At 38.8% G+C, this 20,085-nt stretch carries 18 protein-coding genes and 1 riboswitch; of the genes, 13 read left to right on the plus strand and 5 right to left on the minus strand.

Going from position 1 to position 20,085, the window contains the following annotated elements; all coding sequences use genetic code 11:
* Window positions 1–227 precede the first annotated feature (227 nt).
* Window positions 228–731, minus strand: a complete 504-nt coding sequence (locus C9J31_RS06590; RefSeq protein ID WP_107949739.1) for a DUF309 domain-containing protein — start codon at window positions 729–731, stop codon at window positions 228–230.
* A 170-nt stretch (window positions 732–901) separates the two neighbouring features.
* Between C9J31_RS06590 and C9J31_RS06595 the strand changes: the two genes are divergently transcribed.
* The 13 genes from C9J31_RS06595 to C9J31_RS06655 all read left to right on the plus strand — a co-directional run bounded on the left by C9J31_RS06595 (window position 902) and on the right by C9J31_RS06655 (window position 16,015).
* Window positions 902–1,681 carry a segregation/condensation protein A gene (locus tag C9J31_RS06595; RefSeq protein WP_107922939.1) on the plus strand — a complete coding sequence of 260 codons (780 nt, stop codon included), beginning with the start codon at window positions 902–904 and terminating at the stop codon, window positions 1,679–1,681.
* Window positions 1,653–2,246, plus strand: coding sequence for an SMC-Scp complex subunit ScpB (scpB, locus tag C9J31_RS06600; RefSeq protein ID WP_107949737.1), 594 nt, complete (start codon window positions 1,653–1,655; stop codon window positions 2,244–2,246). The genes C9J31_RS06595 and scpB overlap by 29 nt, the downstream gene beginning before the upstream one ends.
* A gap of 210 nt (window positions 2,247–2,456) precedes the next feature.
* Window positions 2,457–3,527 (plus strand): D-alanyl-D-alanine carboxypeptidase family protein, encoded by a 1,071-nt coding sequence (locus C9J31_RS06605; RefSeq protein ID WP_107949735.1) that lies wholly within the window; start codon window positions 2,457–2,459, stop codon window positions 3,525–3,527.
* 602 nt (window positions 3,528–4,129) lie between these two features.
* Entirely contained in the window at window positions 4,130–4,861 is a 732-nt protein-coding gene (locus C9J31_RS06610; RefSeq protein WP_107949733.1) for a pseudouridine synthase, read from the plus strand.
* Window positions 4,862–5,229: 368 nt separating this feature from the next.
* A complete protein-coding gene (resA, locus tag C9J31_RS06615; RefSeq protein ID WP_107949731.1) occupies window positions 5,230–5,763 on the plus strand; it encodes a thiol-disulfide oxidoreductase ResA in 534 nt (177 codons plus the stop codon).
* 13 nt (window positions 5,764–5,776) lie between these two features.
* Entirely contained in the window at window positions 5,777–7,453 is a 1,677-nt protein-coding gene (gene resB / locus C9J31_RS06620; protein WP_107949729.1) for a cytochrome c biogenesis protein ResB, read from the plus strand.
* Window positions 7,450–8,631 carry a c-type cytochrome biogenesis protein CcsB gene (gene ccsB, locus C9J31_RS06625; protein ID WP_107949727.1) on the plus strand — a complete coding sequence of 394 codons (1,182 nt, stop codon included), beginning with the start codon at window positions 7,450–7,452 and terminating at the stop codon, window positions 8,629–8,631. Before resB ends, ccsB begins: the two co-directional genes overlap by 4 nt.
* A 114-nt stretch (window positions 8,632–8,745) precedes the next feature.
* Window positions 8,746–9,462 (plus strand): response regulator transcription factor, encoded by a 717-nt coding sequence (locus C9J31_RS06630; RefSeq protein WP_107923287.1) that lies wholly within the window; start codon window positions 8,746–8,748, stop codon window positions 9,460–9,462.
* Window positions 9,455–11,227, plus strand: a complete 1,773-nt coding sequence (locus tag C9J31_RS06635) for an ATP-binding protein (RefSeq protein ID WP_107922934.1) — start codon at window positions 9,455–9,457, stop codon at window positions 11,225–11,227. Before C9J31_RS06630 ends, C9J31_RS06635 begins: the two co-directional genes overlap by 8 nt.
* A 168-nt stretch (window positions 11,228–11,395) precedes the next feature.
* Window positions 11,396–11,929: an RNA polymerase sigma factor SigX gene (gene sigX / locus C9J31_RS06640; protein ID WP_107922933.1), complete on the plus strand. Its 534-nt coding sequence runs from the start codon at window positions 11,396–11,398 to the stop codon at window positions 11,927–11,929.
* Complete coding sequence (locus C9J31_RS06645; RefSeq protein WP_107949725.1) at window positions 11,926–13,236, plus strand: RNA polymerase subunit sigma; 1,311 nt, start codon at window positions 11,926–11,928, stop codon at window positions 13,234–13,236. Before sigX ends, C9J31_RS06645 begins: the two co-directional genes overlap by 4 nt.
* A 188-nt stretch (window positions 13,237–13,424) precedes the next feature.
* Window positions 13,425–13,620: riboswitch (FMN riboswitch) on the plus strand.
* A gap of 225 nt (window positions 13,621–13,845) precedes the next feature.
* Complete coding sequence (locus tag C9J31_RS06650) at window positions 13,846–14,433, plus strand: ECF transporter S component (RefSeq protein ID WP_054767205.1); 588 nt, start codon at window positions 13,846–13,848, stop codon at window positions 14,431–14,433.
* A 235-nt stretch (window positions 14,434–14,668) separates the two neighbouring features.
* The gene (locus C9J31_RS06655; protein ID WP_107949723.1) at window positions 14,669–16,015 is read left to right on the plus strand and encodes a sodium-dependent transporter; all 1,347 of its coding nucleotides are present in this window, start codon (window positions 14,669–14,671) and stop codon (window positions 16,013–16,015) included.
* Between the two features lie 46 nt (window positions 16,016–16,061).
* On the opposite strand, the gene C9J31_RS06660 is transcribed toward C9J31_RS06655, so the two are convergent.
* Genes C9J31_RS06660 through C9J31_RS06675 form a run of 4 tightly spaced genes read right to left on the minus strand, consistent with a single transcriptional unit; the run spans window position 16,062 to window position 19,773 of the window.
* Complete coding sequence (locus tag C9J31_RS06660) at window positions 16,062–16,448, minus strand: STAS domain-containing protein (protein ID WP_107949721.1); 387 nt, start codon at window positions 16,446–16,448, stop codon at window positions 16,062–16,064.
* Window positions 16,449–16,499: 51 nt separating this feature from the next.
* On the minus strand, window positions 16,500–18,194 hold the full coding sequence (locus C9J31_RS06665) for a methyl-accepting chemotaxis protein (protein WP_107949720.1): 1,695 nt from the start codon (window positions 18,192–18,194) through the stop codon (window positions 16,500–16,502).
* A gap of 22 nt (window positions 18,195–18,216) precedes the next feature.
* Entirely contained in the window at window positions 18,217–18,636 is a 420-nt protein-coding gene (locus C9J31_RS06670; RefSeq protein ID WP_107922928.1) for an ATP-binding protein, read from the minus strand.
* A 6-nt stretch (window positions 18,637–18,642) separates the two neighbouring features.
* Window positions 18,643–19,773 (minus strand): SpoIIE family protein phosphatase, encoded by a 1,131-nt coding sequence (locus C9J31_RS06675; protein WP_107949807.1) that lies wholly within the window; start codon window positions 19,771–19,773, stop codon window positions 18,643–18,645.
* Window positions 19,774–20,085 lie beyond the last annotated feature (312 nt).

Raw genomic sequence — 20,085 nt, forward strand, 5'->3', positions numbered from 1 at the left:
AAAAAGGTTTCTTTCCATGGTGCACCCGGTCTTGATTCAGCTCTTCTTAACATTGTGCCTCTGGAGCGCAGGCGGCGACTTCTGCGGGAAAAGCATGAGCTGAAGGCCCCGCAGGAGCGTAGCGACGAGGAGACTGAAGCCGTGCCCGCGAAAAGCGTCCGCCGTAGCGGAAAGCAACGGTTTCCTTTAGATACTTCTATTTTAAAAGAAAAAAATGCAGACGAGTGTTAACGTCTGCTTTTTCTTTGTTTACTTTCTTGTCGCTCCGCAAGAATATGTGAGCGATCACGAAGCATATGTTTATGAAGAAGATAGTCGTAACTACTTGTTGGTAAAAATTGTATTCGGACGGCCGTTAGTTCTTGCAATGCTGGTGTCATCGGTAGTTGAAAAGCTTGAAAGGACTTGCCTATTTGAATAGCACATATCGTATCCTTTAGAAGTGTGAGTAGTTTTTCGTAGTCCATTTCTGTTAAAAAGGCATGGTCCACATTGTATTGAAAATTAGCGAGTGCTTTTTGCAAGATACGAACTGCGCCTGTAAAATTACCACGTCTCCAATGATAGAGGCCTGTTGCGAGCTGTACATAACCAACAAGTGGATGGTTTTTATCACCCGGAGCAATGTCTTTCCAGTACTCCTCTAACACTTCATGGCACTCGAAATAATCCGCATTGCCATTGAAATAGGCACAGTAGTCGATAAATAAAGTATGATGCTGTGGATGCATTTTGAACTCCTTTCCACTATACTAAAACGTGAACTTAACTTTATGCAGTTGGTTTTTAGCCACATATTGCATAAAATTGAAGCTTCCAACTAATGTCGAAGTAATTTTTGCACAGAAAGCGACGACAACTACTTGAAAGCGTAATTGATAGAATGTCAGGGTGGTAAACAATGTCTTATGAAGTAAAATTAGAAGCCTTTTCGGGGCCTCTTGATTTATTATTGCATTTAATTCACAGATTGGAAATTGATATCTATGATATTCCAATGGCTGAAATTACACAACAATATATCGACCATATACATGCTATGCAGGTACTGGAATTAAATGAGGCGAGTGAATACTTAGTGATGGCTGCGACACTTTTGGCCATTAAAAGCCGTATGTTGTTACCAATTCATGAAGGAGAGCTAGAGGATGCCGAACTAGAAGTTGACGGACCTGACCCTCGTGAAGAACTAGTACAGCGATTAATAGAATATAAGAAATATAAAGAGGCAGCAAGCAACTTGCAAGAACTTGAGTCAGATCGGGCACAAGTGTTTACGCGACCACCAGCAGACTTATCTGGCTTAGCTTCAGATGAGCAAATGGCATTATTTGATTTGAACGTCAATATTTATGATATGCTTGGGGCTTTTCAAAAGCTGATGCGAAGAAAAAAATTAAAAAAGCCACTGAAGACAACAGTTGCTAGACAAGAGCGTTCAGTCAGGGATCAAATGCGTTCTGTTGTTCATTCATTACGTTCGACGGGTGGACGTGCATCATTTTTCGAACTTTTCCCCTATGAGGATAAGCCAACGCTTATTTTGACGTTTTTATCACTTCTTGAGCTGATGAAACGCCAAGTGGTAATCGTACAGCAAGACGGTAATTTTGAAGAACTAACGGTTACATTACAGAAGGAGGAATGGGATGATGACGAAAACAATAATGCTACAAAATAGAATTGAAGCTTTATTATTTGTCGTGGGAGATGATGGTTTAACCATAAAGCAATTAGCGCACTTATTGAGTGAAGCGGAAGAACTTGTCGCACAAACAATGGAATCATTGTGTACAACATATGACGAAGATTTGACGAGAGGCATTACGATAAAAGAAATTGCCGGGGTATATCAGTTAACGACAAAACATGAGCTCGCAGATACCATTCAAAGATTAGTAGAGAATCCAACAGCGCAATCATTGTCCCAAGCTTCACTTGAGGTATTGGCGATTGTGGCATATAAGCAGCCGATTACACGTGTGGCCATTGAGGATTTACGCGGTGTAAAATGTGAAAGACCACTACAAACACTTGCTTCAAGAGGGCTTGTCAAAGAAGTTGGCCGCTCAGAAGGAACAGGGCGTGCAATTTTATATGGCACAACAAAAGAGTTCTTAAATTACTTTGGATTAAATAGTATTGAAGAAATGCCTCCACTCCCAGAGGAGGAACAAGGTGAAACAGAGCAAGAAACCGATTTATTTATGACAAAATTCCAAGAAACATTTAGTGGCGTAAAGTAACGTAAGAAAAATGTGAAAAAGACCAGTAACAATCCCCAATCAATGTTGACTGCAAAAAATGTTCCAGATGTGAAGATTTTTCTGAGCGCATGAAGTGAGAGCGAATTTTCGGCTTTCAAGCGTAAATTTTTTACGACCCCGGGTGGTGTTTTGGTCTAAACAATATAATAAGAAACAATACTTTCAAATCATTTAATAAGGAGTGGCTTGTTGCTTCGGTTAGTACGTTTAATGGTGTTGATGTTGTTATTGGGATTCTTGATTTTTCCGGAAAACGGCTTGGCAAGAGGTGGTAGCGGACATGTCGTCTTGGATGGTGATACTGGTCGTGTTTTAAATGGTGTAAATAGTGATGCACGACTTCCCATTGCGAGCTTAACGAAAATTTGGACAGCACTTGTCGCTATAGAAAATAGTGACCTTCAAGAAGAGGTAGTAATATCACCGAATGCTGCAATGGCTGAGGGTTCCTCCATCTACTTGCAAGCAGGTGAAACAGTTACGGTAGAAACACTGTTATATGGCTTAATGCTACGCTCAGGCAATGATGCGGCAACCGCATTAGCTGAGCATGTAGGTGGATCTGTTGAAGGTTTTGTGCGTTTAATGAACGAGCGAGCTATGATTGCAGGTCTCACGAATACAGTTTTTATGAATCCGTCGGGCTTACATCATGATCAACACTTATCATCTGCGAGGGATACAGCTGAAATGCTACGAGTGGCACTTCAAAATAAATCGTTTGAAAAAATTGCATCAACAGTCTTATATCGAGCAAATACAGTCAATGGCATGCTGTGGGAAAATAAGCATCGTTTATTACGAGAAGGCTCAGGGGTCGCTTCAGAAATAAATGACGAGGCAGAGCAGCCTGTAAGTTCACTGAAATCTGCAACAGGTACAGCGTTCGCTGGCAAGACCGGTTTTACAAAGGTAGCTGGTCGCACACTTGCAACCGCCTTTCAAAAGGACGGGCAAACCTGTATTGTTGTGACATTGAATGAGTCAGATGATTGGAATGTACACCGTGGTTTAGCCAATTCGGTGTGGCAAAATTACAACATCGAGACCGTAGTAAAAAAGGGCAAATATAATGTGAACGATAAACTGGCCATTCGTTTAGAGCAACCGATTCGTTTGCAGTTAAAGAAAGAGGAAAAAGAGGCGGTAAGGCAAGTACTACAAGTTTCTAGAAAAAGAAAGGAAGCTGTACTTTCCATTTTTATCGGTGAAGAACGCATCTATGCAACACCCGTAATTGTAGAATCGGCGGATCGTTAAAAGCGATCTGCTTTTTTGTTTATTTGAGGGTTGAAAAAAGGGTGTAACCGTACTAGATAAACTGATCTTCCCATTAGCGCTCCAATTGAGCATGTGTTGACAGTGAATTTAACGAGAGCAAGACAATCTAGTAATAGTGCATTGAGTAAAGATGGACTAACCATTGAAAATAAGTTTAATGAAAATGAATAATGTTAAAAAGCTGCAGAAGTGGTGGGTTTTTTATGTGGGTGGATAACCTAGAATAAAGGAATGTCCTGTTTTTCTAATGCTATTTATTTGTTAACCCCTTTTTTACCAACAAAAAAACAAGCATATTGTGAATGCGATTTACTAGCTTCAAAATAGTGTATATTAGAAATAAATGAAGAATAATGAAGTGAATATGGATAAAGAACAAGTCTAAATCATAGGGACAACAGCAAATAAAAAACTATTTCGAATACTCGTATTACTTGTGTATAATTAGTTTTCCTTTAATAATGAACAAAAGTATGACATAATTTTCACAGATTAACGGGAAAAATAACCTTGTTCTTTACATGTATTAAAGTTAAGGTTTTTGGCGGATGCCAAGGTGAATTCAAACTAGAGGTGAAACAATGGAAAGATTACAAAAAGTCATTGCTTATGCAGGTGTTGCATCAAGGCGTAAGGCAGAGCAATTGATAGTAGAAGGTAAAGTTAAGGTCAACGGTGTTGTGGTACGTGAGCTTGGCACAAAGGTGGCTAACTCAGATACAATTGAGGTTGAAGGCGTAAAACTTGAAAAAGAGGATAAAGTATATTATTTACTATATAAGCCACGTGGTACGATTTCTGCTGTGACGGATGATAAAGGACGCAAAACTGTCACAGATTTATTTAAGCATATGCCGCAACGTATCTTCCCAGTAGGACGTCTTGATTATGATACATCAGGGTTATTGCTATTAACAAATGATGGCGAATTTTCCTATATGCTGACACATCCTAAGTTTAAAATTGACAAAACGTATATTGCACGTGTCAAAGGTGTGCCAACAGTTGAAGGCTTAAAAAAGCTACAGCGTGGTATTAAGTTAGAGGATGGCAAAACAGCACCGGCTAAAGTGAGTATGACCTCTTTTGACGAGCAAGCAGGTAAAGCAATTTGTGAAATTACCATTCATGAAGGGCGTAATCGACAAGTACGTCGCATGTTCGAGGCAATCGGCACACCTGTTGTCAAGCTGAAACGTGAGCGCTTTGCCTTTTTAGATCTTTATGGCCTAACACCAGGAGAATATCGTGAATTGTCCAAGCATGAAGTGAAGCAACTGCGCGTGTTAGCTGAAACTGGGCAAATCGGCTAAATGAACATTTGATGCAGAAAGTGAACATACCGCTATACGTATAGTGTGTTTTTCACTTTCTTTGTGGTGTAAACGTTCATAAATCATTCATAATTAATAGCTAAGCGAATTTGTATCATTTTGCTATAATAGGTGAGAATAGTACACCTTATTTAATTTCGTTCAGTGGTAGCGCTGAATAAATTAAAGCCTCGCAAATGTCACAGATGTTTGTTTCGGCATAAAATTGTGACAGCAGTAATTGCTTTCAGTACCGAAAGCAATGCGGCAGGTAAGGATTAATCATCTGGACGCAGGCTTTTCAGTGCAAAAGCAAAAGCGTCATCAAGAATTACTCCGAGGGGTAATGAAGAGGGAGGTTTATTAGCTTGGAGAAAAAGAAGAAACGTCTCGTAACACGAACAATTATTTTAGTAATTTTAGCGCTAGCGATTGGTTACACAGTATACGGAACGGCAACAAAGGAGAAAGTAGAGTTAGTAGCAGTAGGCTCTGAAGCACCAGACTTCACGTTAGTAGATTTAAACGGTGAGAAACATAAACTGTCTGATTATAGAGGACAAGGGGTATTTTTAAACTTCTGGGGAACTTGGTGTAAACCTTGTGAAAAAGAAATGCCTGCAATGGATAACCAATACCAAATCTATAAAGACCAAGGTGTACAAACATTAGCTGTGAACATTGCACAAACAGATTTCGAAGTGCAGAACTTTGTTGATAAGTACGAATTATCATTTCCAGTAGTTATTGACAAAACGAAGAGCGTTATGACTGCTTATAACGTCGGAAATTTACCAGCTACCGTTATGATTGACCCGGAAGGTAAGGTAGCGAAAATTATTACCGGTGAAATGACGGAGGCGAATATCGCTTCTTACATGGAATTAGTAAAGCCAGAATAAGGAGTAAATGACGATGGAAAATATCACTTGTGCTTGTGGTCATAGTAACCCGTACGGCACGAAGCTCTGTGAGAAATGTGGTCGTCCTTTAACAGAAGAAGAAAAGCAAAATAAAGTTGTCGATATGCGCTATGATGGTACCGCTATTCGCTCTAAAACTTACAACAAATCGATTATTGATAAGATTTGGAATTTCTTCTCAAGTGTTAAAGTTGGGATATCGTTAATTATTATCACATTGATTGCTGCTTCAATCGGAACATTACTACCGCAAGAGTTTTACGTAAGTGCCTCGGATGTTAACAAAGAAGCTTATTACGAGGACGTATATGGGACATTCGGTAAAGTCTATTATGCATTAGGGCTTTCAGATTTATATAGTTCTTGGTGGTTCCAAATTTTGGTAGGTATGCTTGGTGTATCCATCATTATTGCCAGTCTAGACCGTGGTTTACCACTTTATAAGTCATTAAAGAATCAACGTGTCAAACGCCATGAAAGTTTCATGAAGCGTCAGCGTATTGTTGCAGAGGGACAAGTAACAGCTAGTCCTGAAGAGGCGCTGGAAAAGGTTGAAAAGAAAATGACTGAGATGAAATATAATGTTCGGCGAGATGGCAGTGCGCTACTTGCAGAAAAAGGTCGTTTCTCTCGTTACGGTCCGTACATAAACCATGTCGGCCTAATTGTCTTTTTAGGTGGGGTTATGCTACGTTTAGTCCCTGGTTTCTATGTCGATGAATCGATATGGGTTCGTGAAGGTGAAACACGTGCAGTTACTGGCATGGACGGTTATTTTATTGAAAACCGGGATTTTATTTTAGAAACACATGATAATACACCACAAGGTGAACAGGTCAAGCAAGGGGTTAACGTAGTAGCGAAAAACTTCCAAACAGATATTACGTTATACAAACAACATGAAAATGCTATTGCTGGAGATACCGAAAATCTTGAAAAAGTAAAAGATTATTCGATTCGTGTCAATCATCCATTAAAAGAAGAAGGATTTGCTCTCTATCAAATGGATTATCGTCTAAACGAATTGAAGCAAATGAATTTCCAATTAGTGAATAAAGCCACTGAGCAATCTCTTGGTAAAGTAGAAATTGATTTAACTAATCCTGAAAAAGAGTACGATTTAGGAAATGGTGCATCTGTAAAACTACTACTTTACACACCAGACTTCTCTGGTTTTGAAGATGGTGTACCGCAAACAGCGACATCTGTTCCAAATAACCCAGCATTTTTGTTTAAGATGACGACACCGGAAACACCAGAGGGCGAAACAAGCTTTGTTGCGATTAAAAATACAATTGAACCGCTCGGTGACAACCAATATAAAATGAAATTTGAAGGTGTGGAAACACGCGATATGTCTGGTTTCACTGTTCGAAAAGACCGCACAATTCCTATTTTATTTATTGGTGGTATTATTTTCATGATTGGTGTAGCTATTGGGTCTTATTGGAATCACCGTCGTCTATGGTTACAGGTGGAACCAGATGGTCGCGTGATTATGGCTGCCCACGTTAATAAAAATATGTTTAGCATGAAAAAAGATTTAGATGCCGTGACTGCCTTTGCTGGTCTACCACAATATAAAGATCAGTTAGAGAAGACAGAAGAAGAAGGCCAAGAGTCCACGGATAGTGGCATTAAAGAAAAGGAAGGTGACAACACCTTATGAGTTTGATTGACTTAAGTGGAAACCTATTATTTGTTGCATTTATTGCCTACCTCGTAGCAACATTACTGTTCGGTGGTGCGATTAAACAATCGAATGCTACAGGCAATAACACTGATAAATGGGGCAAGCTCGCGATTGTCGTAACAATAATTGGATTCCTTTCACAGCTTAGCTATTTTATTACCCGTTGGATTCATACAGGGCATGCGCCTGTTAGTAATATGTTTGAATTTACGACTGCCTTTGGGATGTTCATCGTGGCAGCATTCATATTAATTTACTTTATTTATCGTATGACGGCTCTTGGTTTGGTGGCATTACCTGTGGCATTGTTAATCATTGCCTATGCCGCGATGTTCCCGAATGAAGTAAGTCCATTAGTACCATCATTGCAAAGTCACTGGCTCACAATTCACGTGATTACAGCTGCGTTAGGACAATCGATTTTAGCAATCAGTGCAGTTGCAGGGCTTATTTATTTATTAAAAGTGGTTGATGTGAAAAAAGCTTCAAAGCAACGCTTCTGGCTAGAAGCAGTTATGTATTGCATTATCATTGTTGTTGGCTTTGTCCTTGTGACATCAACATTCAGTGCAATGGATTACGAGTCAACATATACGTATGTCGATAAAGAAGGAAAAGACCGTCAAATTATTTACAATATGCCGCCTATTTTCGGCATGAATGATTATAAGGCAGTAGAAGAACATGGTATGTCACCATTAGTAGAAATGCCTGGCATTATCAATGCTAAAAAATTAACAACGGTTGTATGGTCATTGTTAGTAGGTTCTATACTATACTTACTAATTCGTTTAATTGCACGTCGACGAATTAGTGCGATATTCCAACCGCTCGTAAAACGAGTAAACTTACAATTACTAGATGAAATAGGTTACCGCTCGGTGTTAATTGGTTTCCCAGTATTCACGTTAGGGGCACTAATCTTTGCGATGATTTGGGCGCAAATTGCATGGAGTCGCTTCTGGGGCTGGGACCCGAAAGAAGTATGGGCGCTTATTACATGGTTATTCTATGCAGCATTCCTACACCTACGTCTATCAAAAGGCTGGGAAGGTGAAAGATCTGCCTGGTTGGCATTAATTGGTTTCGGTATTATTTTATTTAACCTAATTGCCGTTAACTTAATTCTTGCCGGTTTACACTCCTACGCGTAAATGTGAAACGAAAAGCCTTTTCGCCGCAGCGAAAGGGCTTTCTTTTCTTTTCAAGACGTAAAGTACCATGTACAATAGAGGGTAGAGAAAGATTGGAAGAGAGGGATCGTGACAGTGTCAGAAAATATTTCAGTATTAGTAGTAGACGATGAGGATCGTATTCGCCGCTTATTAAAAATGTATTTAGAGCGTGAAGGATACCTAGTTGACGAAGCAGAGAATGGTGAAGAAGCGATCGAGAAATCTTTAGAAAAAGAGTATCACTGTATTTTACTTGATATTATGATGCCTGAAAAAGACGGGCTTGAAGTGTGTGCTGAAATCCGCGAGCGTGCTGCAACACCAATTATTTTATTAACTGCAAAGGGCGAGGAAGCGAATCGCGTACAAGGTTTCGAGCTTGGTGCAGATGATTATATTGTAAAACCATTTAGTCCTCGTGAGGTTGTTCTGCGTGTGAAGGCTATTTTACGCCGATCACAAGCATTCTCACCTACAACGAGTACATCTACTTCAAAAGATTTGGTTGTATTCCAACACTTAATGATCGATCATGATGCACACCGTGTAACGGCAGAGGGCATTGAAGTGAATTTAACACCGAAAGAGTATGAATTACTGTATTTCCTAGCAAAATCTCCAGACAAAGTATTTGACCGTGAACAATTGCTAAAAGAGGTTTGGCACTATGATTTCTTTGGGGACCTACGTACAGTCGATACACACGTAAAACGTTTACGTGAAAAGCTCAATCGTGTATCAGAAAACGCTGCAAAAATGATTGTCACGGTTTGGGGCGTGGGCTACAAATTTGAGGTTGTCAATGAATAGAATATGGAATAGTGTTGTCGGGAAGCTATGGGTAACCATATTGCTTCTCGTTTCATTTGTATTATTTGTTTTCACGGTTTTAATGCTCGAATTTCTTCAAAATTATCATATGCAGCAGGCAGAAATCTCGCTGCGTCAAACAGCTGCAACAGTTGCAAGTATTGTAGATGATAATGAAACGGCAGAAACCACTTCGGAATTATTAACAGATATTTTACCAGATAGTACGAACGCACTTATTGCAACTAGCCATGTAGAAGTGTCATTTGCGATGCAAGAAGGCGTCAATAAAAAAGAAATCCAAGATACGATTTTGGCCAATAAAACGTTCCATGAAATTTTTCAATCAGATGAACCTGTCATTAAGGAAATGATGATGCCGTCCTCAACAGACAAAGATAAAATGGAATCGTATGTCGTACTCGGCTTCCCTTTAAACGTGGAAAATGAAGTACATGGTGCGGTCTTTATTTATCAAAGTCCAGATGCACTACATAAAACATCGAAAGAGACGACGAAAATTGTCTTTTTAGCGGCTTTTATAGCCTTTGTGTTAACGACATTCTTTGCATTTTTCCTATCTTCACGTATTACTTCGCCATTGCGTAAAATGCGTGAATTAGCCTTTGAAATTTCCAAAGGAAACTTCGAAGCGAAAATGCCTACCACACAAAATGATGAAATCGGTCAGCTTGCAGTTGCCTTTAACCAAATGGGGCGGCAGCTGAAACACAATTTAGAGGTTATCAATCAAGAAAACGAGCAGTTGTCGAATATACTGACTTCGATGACTGATGCTGTTATTACATTTAATCGTGATCGTACAATATTACTGAGCAATCCACCAGCTGAGCGTTTAATGCAAAAATGGTTTGTCAATAAGGGTTCACAAAGTACAAAGCCTATTCCACCAGAACTGTATCATATGCTTGATCATGTACTGATGTTTGAAGATAAGCTTGAAGAGGAAATTGAAATGGATGGAAATTATTACACGTTCACGATTAGCCCGCTCTATAGTGGGGAATTGATACGTGGAGCGGTGGCTGTTATTCGGGATATGACAGAGCAGCATCGTCTAGAAAAGCTCCGATCTGATTTTATTGCCAATGTGTCGCATGAGTTACGCACGCCAATTGCGATGCTCCAAGGCTACTCTGAAGCCTTGATGGATGATTTCATTCAAGATCAAGAAGAACGCAATGAAATTACTAAAATCATTTACGATGAATCCAAGCGGATGGGACGCCTAGTTACGGACTTATTGGATCTTGCCCGTATGGAATCTGGACATATGACGCTCTACAAAGATGAGTTACCGATTAACTCTACATTCGAGCGTATTACACAAAAATTCGCGCAAGTCGCAAAGGAAAAGCATGTGCAACTAATTTTCGATAGTGAATTTAATGATGATGCGATAATAAGCATAGATGAAGACCGTATTGAGCAAGTGTTAACCAACTTAGTTGATAATGCACTGCGTCATACGGATGAAGGATCAGTGATCGTGACAGTGGAGAAGGAACCAACCTTTGCCAAGATTTCTGTACAGGATACAGGACATGGCATTCCTCAGGATGATTTGCCATATGTCTTTGAACGCTTCTATAAAGCAGATAAAGCACGTACGCGATCGAAAGGTGGCACAGGTCTTGGGCTTGCTATTGCCCGAAATATCGTCAAGGCACATTCCGGAAATATTATGGTCGATAGTGTCTTAAAAAAAGGTACGACGTTCACGTTTTATTTACCATTCGATTAACTTTTTTACGCTACATGACAACGTAGGCGATCACACATAGTCGTGTATGTGTAACGACGACTAATGATTTATTATAGTGAAACAGTAAAATTGCGATGTAAAGATAGATAAAGTGTAACTTCTTTGAAGGTTAGACGACAAATACTATAAGAACGGGGGTGGAGTGCTTTGAATGACTCCGTGTTCCATCGACTATACGATGCATACCATCAAGACGTGTTCCAGTTCCTAATTTATTTAGTGAAAAACCGTACACTTGCTGAGGATTTAGCGCATGAAGTGTATGTTCGTGTGCTGCGCTCATATGATAACTTTGCAGGGAATAGCAGTGAGAAGACATGGTTATTTGCTATTGCAAAAAACGTAGCCATCGACCATTTTAGAAAGCAGGCAGTACGCCAAAAACATTCACTTGATTTTTTTGACTGGGAAACGGAACAATTACATTCAACCACGCCATCACCGGAAGAATTACTACAGGCCAGTGATGAATTTTTACAGGTAGAATCAGCGCTTGAAAACTGTACAGGCGACCAAAAAATGGTCATTATTATGCGTTACTTCCAAGACTTATCAATTGCTGAAACAGCGCAAATATTAGATTGGACAGAAGCAAAAGTAAAAACGACGCAGCATCGAGCCATTAAATTTTTAAGACAACAGTTACAACCGGTTAGTGAACAGGAGGCGAAACGGCAATGACTCATAAACAGTTTGACGAAGACCAACTTGAACAGGTATTGAACAACGCCCCTAAGCTATCTGACCACCGTTCGAAAGACGAAGTGTTGCAACGTTTGTTGGCAGATGCGCGTTTGCAGGACAATAGCCATCTTCAAGCGGCTGTGCAAGGACCAATTGAAAGCCAACTAACAACGCATGAGGTTAACGAGAAACAAGATTTTATACAAGCAGAGAATAAAGATTTACCGATAACGAAACGTAAATATAAAAAAATACCCCTATTTATGAGTGTTGCTGCTGTTTTTGTGCTGACTTTAATAGCAGGGTCCATGTTTGTTAACAATAATGATTCGCCTAAAGATCAAGCAACTCCTGATAGTGCAACGTTTTCTAGCATGCCGGAAAATAGGGCTACAAAGGAAATTGAAAGTAGTGACAATGTAATGGATTCCAGTATCGTTGCCGAACATACTCGGATGATGTCGCTCCGAACATCTGTATACGAAGAAGACTTAACAGATGCCGTCGTGTTCCGCATTGGTTTAGCCGGAGGAAAAGCAGCGGAGAGTGTACCCATGACGTATATTATTCCGAATGAGCGCGTTGTAGCTGATTTTGGCAAGGAAAAGCCTACATCTTTGCAAATGTATGAAAAATACGCTCCTCAAATAGATGAAGAAGCAATGGGCTTTACAAACTACCATCCATATAAGGGTGAGTTGGAAGAAAAAGGCGAAACACTTGTGCATGTATTACCTAAAAAAAATGCCTATGATATAGCTTCTGCCTCGGTAAGTAAGTATCTAGGGTCGTTAAAGGACACTTTCTCAGACTCTGATTATAAGGAAATTGCCTTTGAAAATGCAGATGGCACGGCTTATGAGTTTTCGCAAGTGGGTGAACCAAGTGAGCCAATGGCGTTGATACCAAGAGAACATTATAATTTTTATGTATATACTGAAACAAATGGCACAGAGTATTTATCGCCAGATTTCCGTAAAACGTTTTCAACCGTAACAGAGGCACTTACAGACATGCGCCATAAAAACGATGATGTATATGTTTCAGCAATACCAGAAAATGTGAATTATACGGTGAAGGAAGAAGCGGATGGTGTCGTTGTAACTTTTGATGTGGAACTTGATCTAATGACAATGGATGCAGTTCGTGCAACACAGCTAATCGAGGCAATGATGCTAACGGCTGCGAGCTTCGATAAGAAATTGCGCTTAGATAATGTTGTACAGGACAGTTGGGAGGGCTTTGATTTAACAAAGTACTTACCAATGCCAGTAGGGGCAAATAAGCAATATATGCCGGAATGACGGAACAGCTATCCTTTAAAGGGTAGCTGTTTTTTTATGTAAGAATAAAACATTGGAAGTAATGGGATATAGGCATATTAACAACGTGTTGCATTAATACTGACAAACTTAATCGGATTTTTTAAGCAGAAGTATTTACTTTTTGTTAATAATTCATTATAGTAAAGCTGTAAGATAAAATAATATTGATTCATCTTCGGGGCAGGGTGAAAATCCCGACCGGCGGTAATAGAATCGTAAATCGCTATTGTAGCATACATACAATAGCTCGAAAGATTTACTACAAGATTCTTCAGCCCGCGACCTGTGCAAATCTTTTTTTGCATGGCTGACTTGGTGCAATTCCAAGGCCGACAGTTATAGTCTGGATGGGAGAAGATGGAGGTACGATCGTCATTCGATGTTGCGAATTTTAGCTATAATCGAGCGTTTTTTCAGTGTGGATTTTGCACAGTAAACGCAAAAAAATAGCTAATAATGGCGTTTTTTAACCTTGCCTATTCTCCCTTATGCTAGTTGTGCATAGGGGTTTTTTCGTGAACTGGAATTGATAGTATCGTTGCCTTTCTTCTTGCGAGATTGAATCAGCAAAGAGGAGAGAGCTTTACAATGAAAAAAAATGTCAAACTTCAGTCGTTTATTACGATTGGTATGCTAAGTAGTATTTCGTTTTTACTAATGCTTTTTAATTTCCCAATTCCGCCATTTCCAGCGTTTCTAGAGGTGGATTTCAGTGACATGCCTGCACTTATCGCGGCGATCACGATGGGGCCAGTAGCAGGTATTTTAGTAGAATTATTTAAAAATGTCCTAGACTGGATTTTCTCAGGCACACCAACAGGCGTACCAGTTGGTCACCTTGCAAACTTTGCAACAGGCATTCTATTTATATTACCAGTAACGTTTATCTTTAATCGTTTTAAAACAGTTGCAGGTCTTGTCGGAGGGTTAGTTGCTGGAACGATTGTGATGGCAGTAGGTATGAGCCTTTTAAACTATGCGATATTTTTACCAATGTACACTTACTTCTTAGGCATGGAGCCAGTCGTTGGAGATTCTTTATATACAATGATTGTAGCGGGTATTTTACCGTTCAACATTGTAAAAGGTATTTTATTAACGGCCATCATGGCATTACTATTCACTACAATGCGTAAATGGATTGAACGTCAACGTCAAATGTATAGCACAAAATAATAGATCGAACCTCGAGTGTGTAGATGCTCGAGGTTTTTTTATGAGATTTTGGGAGCGCTGGATGCAAGCTTAGAATGACGGATAGAAAGCCGAAAGTGAAGGATAGAAAGCTCGAAAATACGGATAACAGCACGAGACAGTAGATATTCTGCTGGTCAACTAGAGATTGTCTAGTCGGAAATCTTAATTTCATGTACAATAAGTGTGAGTTTAGAATGTTGAGGAGTATGAAGAGATGAGTCAAAAGAACGGACAGTGGTCCAGTAAATTGGGATTTATTTTAGCATCGGCAGGAGCGGCAATTGGGCTAGGCGCAATATGGAAGCTGCCATATGTCACGGGTCAAAGTGGTGGTGGTGCATTTTTCCTTATTTTTGTGTTATTTACATTGTTGATTGGTTTGCCGATGCTATTATCAGAATATATTTTAGGACGTGGTACACAGTCAGAGGCTGTAACAGCGTATAAAAAAGTTGTACCTACGAAACAGGGCTGGGCATGGGTTGGCCGTATGGGTGTGCTTGGTTGTTTTCTGCTATTAACTTTTTACAGTGTAGTAGGAGGCTGGATTTTTGTTTATAGCGGCCTTGGTGTGACGGGAGCGGTGATTGATCCCGCAGTGAACCCTAGTGATCTATTTGCTAACATTATAGGGACGCCTTGGATTACACTGCTTGGCTTGGGATTGTTTACGCTGGCAAATGTACTTGTTATCTCACTTGGTGTGCAAAATGGAATTGAAAAAGCAAATAAGTGGATGATGCCATTATTATTTTTAATGTTCGTTGTACTTGTAGTGCGTGCGTTAACGTTAGATGGAGCCATGGAGGGGGTTAAGTTCTTCTTGTGGCCCGACTTTACACATATTACAGGAAAGGCGTTGTTAGAGGCTTTAGGACAATCATTCTTTGGCTTGGCCGTCGGATTTTCATGCCTTGTGACGTATAGCTCGTATTTGAAAAAAGATGTTAGCTTACCGAATTCGGCAGGATCAGTGGTGATACTAACTGTGCTTGTGTCATTTTTTGCTGGTCTAGCAATTTTTCCTGTTGTCTTTGCCTTTGATTTAGAGCCTGCATCTGGACCAGGGTTATTATTTATGGTGCTGCCAACAGCTTTTAGTCAAATGCCATTTGGTGAAATATTTTTAGCGATGTTTTTATTGCTGTTTTTATTTGCTACACTGACATCGTCCTTTAGTTTATATGAAATAATAGTAGCGGCATTTATTGAAAAATGTCAGATGTCACGTTCTGCATTGACATTGTTACTCGGTGTGGTTGTATTTATCGCTGCCATTCCATCAGCTTTATCATCAAGTCTATTAGCAGATGTATCGATTTTTGGAAAAACAGTTTTTGATGCAACAGATTTTTTAGTGTCAAATTTAATGTTGCCATTAGGTAATTTATTGATTGCCATTTTTATTGCTTATGTGGTTGATAAGGAATTTGTCAAAAAAGAATTACTGATAGGCAGTCAAATGGGGCAAGGGTATTTTAGGACATACCGCTTGTTAATGTTAATTGTAGTGCCGATTGTCATTAGTGTTGTCATGTTAAATATGCTGCTAAAATTTTAAATTAAAAAGGGCGTACTCATTCATTTGAATACGCCCTTTGTGTATATTAATATTCACTTAGCGATAACTCGCCAGACCAGCCTTCTTTGATGATTTGCTTCGCTTCATCCTCGCTTTTCGCAATTGGGAATATTTTATCACATTGGGAAATAGCAAATAAGTTAAGGATGAAGTCATCAACGACAATAATGGCAATTCTTTTTTCATTAACAGAAACTTTCTTGGCAAAATTGACAATCATACCAAAGCCTGTACTATCAATATTCGTTACTTTTTGCATATCGATAATGTAGCCGTGCTTAGTTTCTAATTTCAAAGCTTGAAGATCCTTTTTAATATCCTCGATTACCCCATATTCCAAATCACCAGTAAAGGTAATGACAATATAATTAGCCTTTGTGCTAATATCCATTGCAATTTTTTTCTGAGCCATACTATAACGCCTCCATGTTTCTTTTCGTGTTTGGTGTTCTTTTATTACAGATTAAAACTTAAATTTATTTACTTCATGCTGTAATTTATGGGCGATTGCTGCTAAATCGTCTGAACTTTGTGTGATTTCTGCCACTGTTGCATATTGTTCTTCTGAGGTTGCTGCAATTTCTTCGGTAGCAGCAGCTGAATCCTCAATAATTCTTGAAATATCTTGAATGGCTTGTTGGACACCGAGAGAATTGTCGTTGACATGAGCGAAGGCAGCTTTCATCTGTTTAACGCCTACTTCGGTTTCTACCACCTTTTCAACAATTTCTTTTAAGGCACTCCCTCCTTTATTAATGATTGTCACTTGTTCTTCTACAGCTAATAAGTTACTTTCCATTGTACGAACTGTCACGGATGTTTCTGCTTGAATATCATTGATTAAATTCGTTATTTGTCCTGAAGCTAAACTAGATTGCTCTGCTAACTGACGAACCTCTGAAGCTACCACTGCAAAGCCTTTTCCTTGGTCGCCTGCACGAGCTGCTTCAATAGCCGCATTGAGCGCAAGTAAATTTGTTTGCTCAGCAATACCTGTAATGACTGTAATAATTCCACCAATTTCTTCAGAGCGCTTACCAAGCTTTTGAATAGAATCAGTAGCATAAGAGACTGTTTTTGTTACCGCGCTTAAGTGTTTAATGGCTTCATTGATTGCCTCGTCACCTTTACGTGCAATATGTGTTGAAGCTATTGCGTTATTTAAAGTTTCTTCGGCCTTTTGTAAACTATGAGTTACTTCATCAATCGTTTTTTGCATCATATTCACAATTCTTTCAGATTGATCTGATTGTGTCGTAGTCCCGACAGCTATTTCGTTCATTGTTAACGCAATTTGGCTGGCTGCTTCACTTGTGAGATGTGATGATTCTGCTAAAGAATTAGAAGAGCTTGCAATTTGGTTGGCACTGCCGGCCACAATGGTCATTGTTTCGCCTAAGCGATTTTTCATATCACTAAAGGCTTGGGCTAAATCTGCAATCTCATCTTTTCCTTTTGGTTGTAATAATTTGACGTTTAAATTTAAGTTGGCAAGTTCTCGGGCATTTGTACTAAGTATATTGATAGGTGTAATAATTTGACGTTGTAAAAACCAGCTAATACAACCAATAATCAAAATGGCTATACCTAAGGAAATCAAAATATTTTCTAGTGCAGATTTTGTTGCAATTTTTATATAGGGTGCCGTTGGGACAGCTGTTGCCCACACACCAATGACCTCTCCATTGCTGTCTAAAATAGGGTCATAGGCAGCTTGATGCATGCTCCCTAAAACATTGGCAGAGCCAAGAAAACGCTTTTTTTGCTCGAGTACAACGCTAGCTACTTCATCGGAGACTTTTGTATTAAGAGCGCGTTCACCAGATTCCACGATATTTGTACTAATTCGTGTATCATTTTGAAAGATGGAGACTGCGTTCCCGTTTGTGAGCTCACCAACTATATCAGCGACTTCAAAATTTTCTACCATGCTGACATCGCCTTTATATAATTGGTTGTTTACGATTTTCCATTCTCCAGGGATTTTAGCATCTAAAAATTGATAGCTTAACTGAATGTCTGATAAAAGCTTTGTATTGGCACTTTCTAATAAATTCTTTTTCGCTCCATAATAGTTAATACCAGCTAGCAGTGAAGTGAGTAGTAAAATACAAGTAAATGTGAGCAAGGTCATTTTTTTCCGAATTGTCAATTTCATTAGAATTCCTCCTATGTATATATTACGCTTGAAATTTTTTTGAAATACCAACTAAAAATTTTGTTTCTGATATATTTTCAAACCAAATACTATCAACCATATTTTTTATGAATAATAACCCTCGCCCCCGATCGGAAGAAGTGAGATTATGTAAATCAAATTCAAAGACCTTTTGCCAATCACTCACAGCAATTCCTTTTGCGTCATCAATGACCGTTACCCGTATCTCATCATCCTTTTGGATAACATGTACTTGAATTTTTTCCTGCGAATCTGTGTTTTTTTTTTCCATGGCCTCGACAGCATTAATTACTAATTCATGCACCACAAATCGTAATTCTTTTTGATAAGGAAGATTATAGACAGTCATATAATTTTCCATTACTTGATCGACAAAGTTAATAGCCTGCATGTTAGGTTTTACATTGAGCGTGAACTCCATCAGCAATCACCTACCTTGTAATGTTATCGTTACTGAAACTACTGTAATATCATCGCTATATTCGTTTTCGAATAAGTCGTATTTTTGCGAAAATTTTTGCAGGGCATAGGTGTTATCTTGAGATGCATAGGAATGAAAGAAATCTAAATCGATTACTTGTTCTTCATTTAGTGTAAGTAAACCATCGGTATAAAGTATGATGCGATGCCAACCGGATAAAGGTATCGTTTTTTTGTTGATTTGAATAGTCGGAAAAAGACCTAAGATAGGTGTATTCGCTGGCAGGAACACCGTTTCTCCATATTTGCCGTATAAAAATCCAGATGGGTGAGCTGCATTGACATAATGTAAGGTGCCATTTTTCGTATCAATTAGAATATAAATAGCAGTCATTAAAAAACGATCCATATCCTCATCTGAAAACAACTCATATATTTGATGGTTGAGTTCGTGAATAACGGCCACAGGGTCTATTAATCTAGTAATAATTCCTCTTAGTAACGATTTTATGGACATAGTGACAAGTGAGGCAGCTATGCCATGGCCCATCGCATCATAGAGTAGAACTGCGGTTAAATCATCGTTGATTTTAAACCAGCTGTACATGTCACCACCTAATGTGTTGGAAGTAACATATAGTCCATCAATTTGAATATGTTTGAGATTTAACGCTGGTGATAATGCGTTCTTTTGGAATTTTTTAGCAATAAATAAATCCTTCTGAATACTACTTTCTTGCTGCTTGCGAAGTTTAGCTTCTCCTCGATATTTTAAGGCAACTTGAATGCGTGTTTTGAAATGGGTGAAATCAAATGGCTTTAATATAAAATCGAATATGCCTGCCTCGAAAACTCTGTCGATGGTAATCGATTTTTCATAAGTAGTGGAGAGTAGAATGGGGGCATCTATCCAGCTCTGTAATTCAGCAATTTGTTGACAAATTTCCTCACAATTTTTTAGTGTTAATTTCGCATCTAAAATGACTAAATCGAGATCCTCTTTTAAATCGTCTAATAAATAATTCATCGCCGCTTCTGCTGTGGTAAAGCAATGAACACTTTTGATGTCAATGCGATGAAAATATTTTTGCAGTCGCAATACATCATTGCTGACACTACCAATAATTAAAACTGACATGCTTTTTACCATTCACCGCCTTAGGTATCGTTAGAACTATTTGCTCATCTAAATATATTGTTTTAATTCGCAATTCTTTAAATGCTTGAGCAATTTTGGGAATTCTAATTTGCTATAAATTTACCAATAAAAAAGACATTATACAAGACTATTGTGATATAAAATCAGAAATTTTCAATGGTGTTTATGTTATATGAACGCTTGCATGTTTTACGACTTATTTCTTATGTTAATAGGCTTGCAAAACTCATATAAGTCATGACTAAGTCGTTAATGAAAATACAACCAAGTGACCAAATTACAATCGACAGA

The organism is Lysinibacillus parviboronicapiens (genome assembly GCF_003049605.2).
Classification (GTDB): domain Bacteria; phylum Bacillota; class Bacilli; order Bacillales_A; family Planococcaceae; genus Lysinibacillus; species Lysinibacillus parviboronicapiens.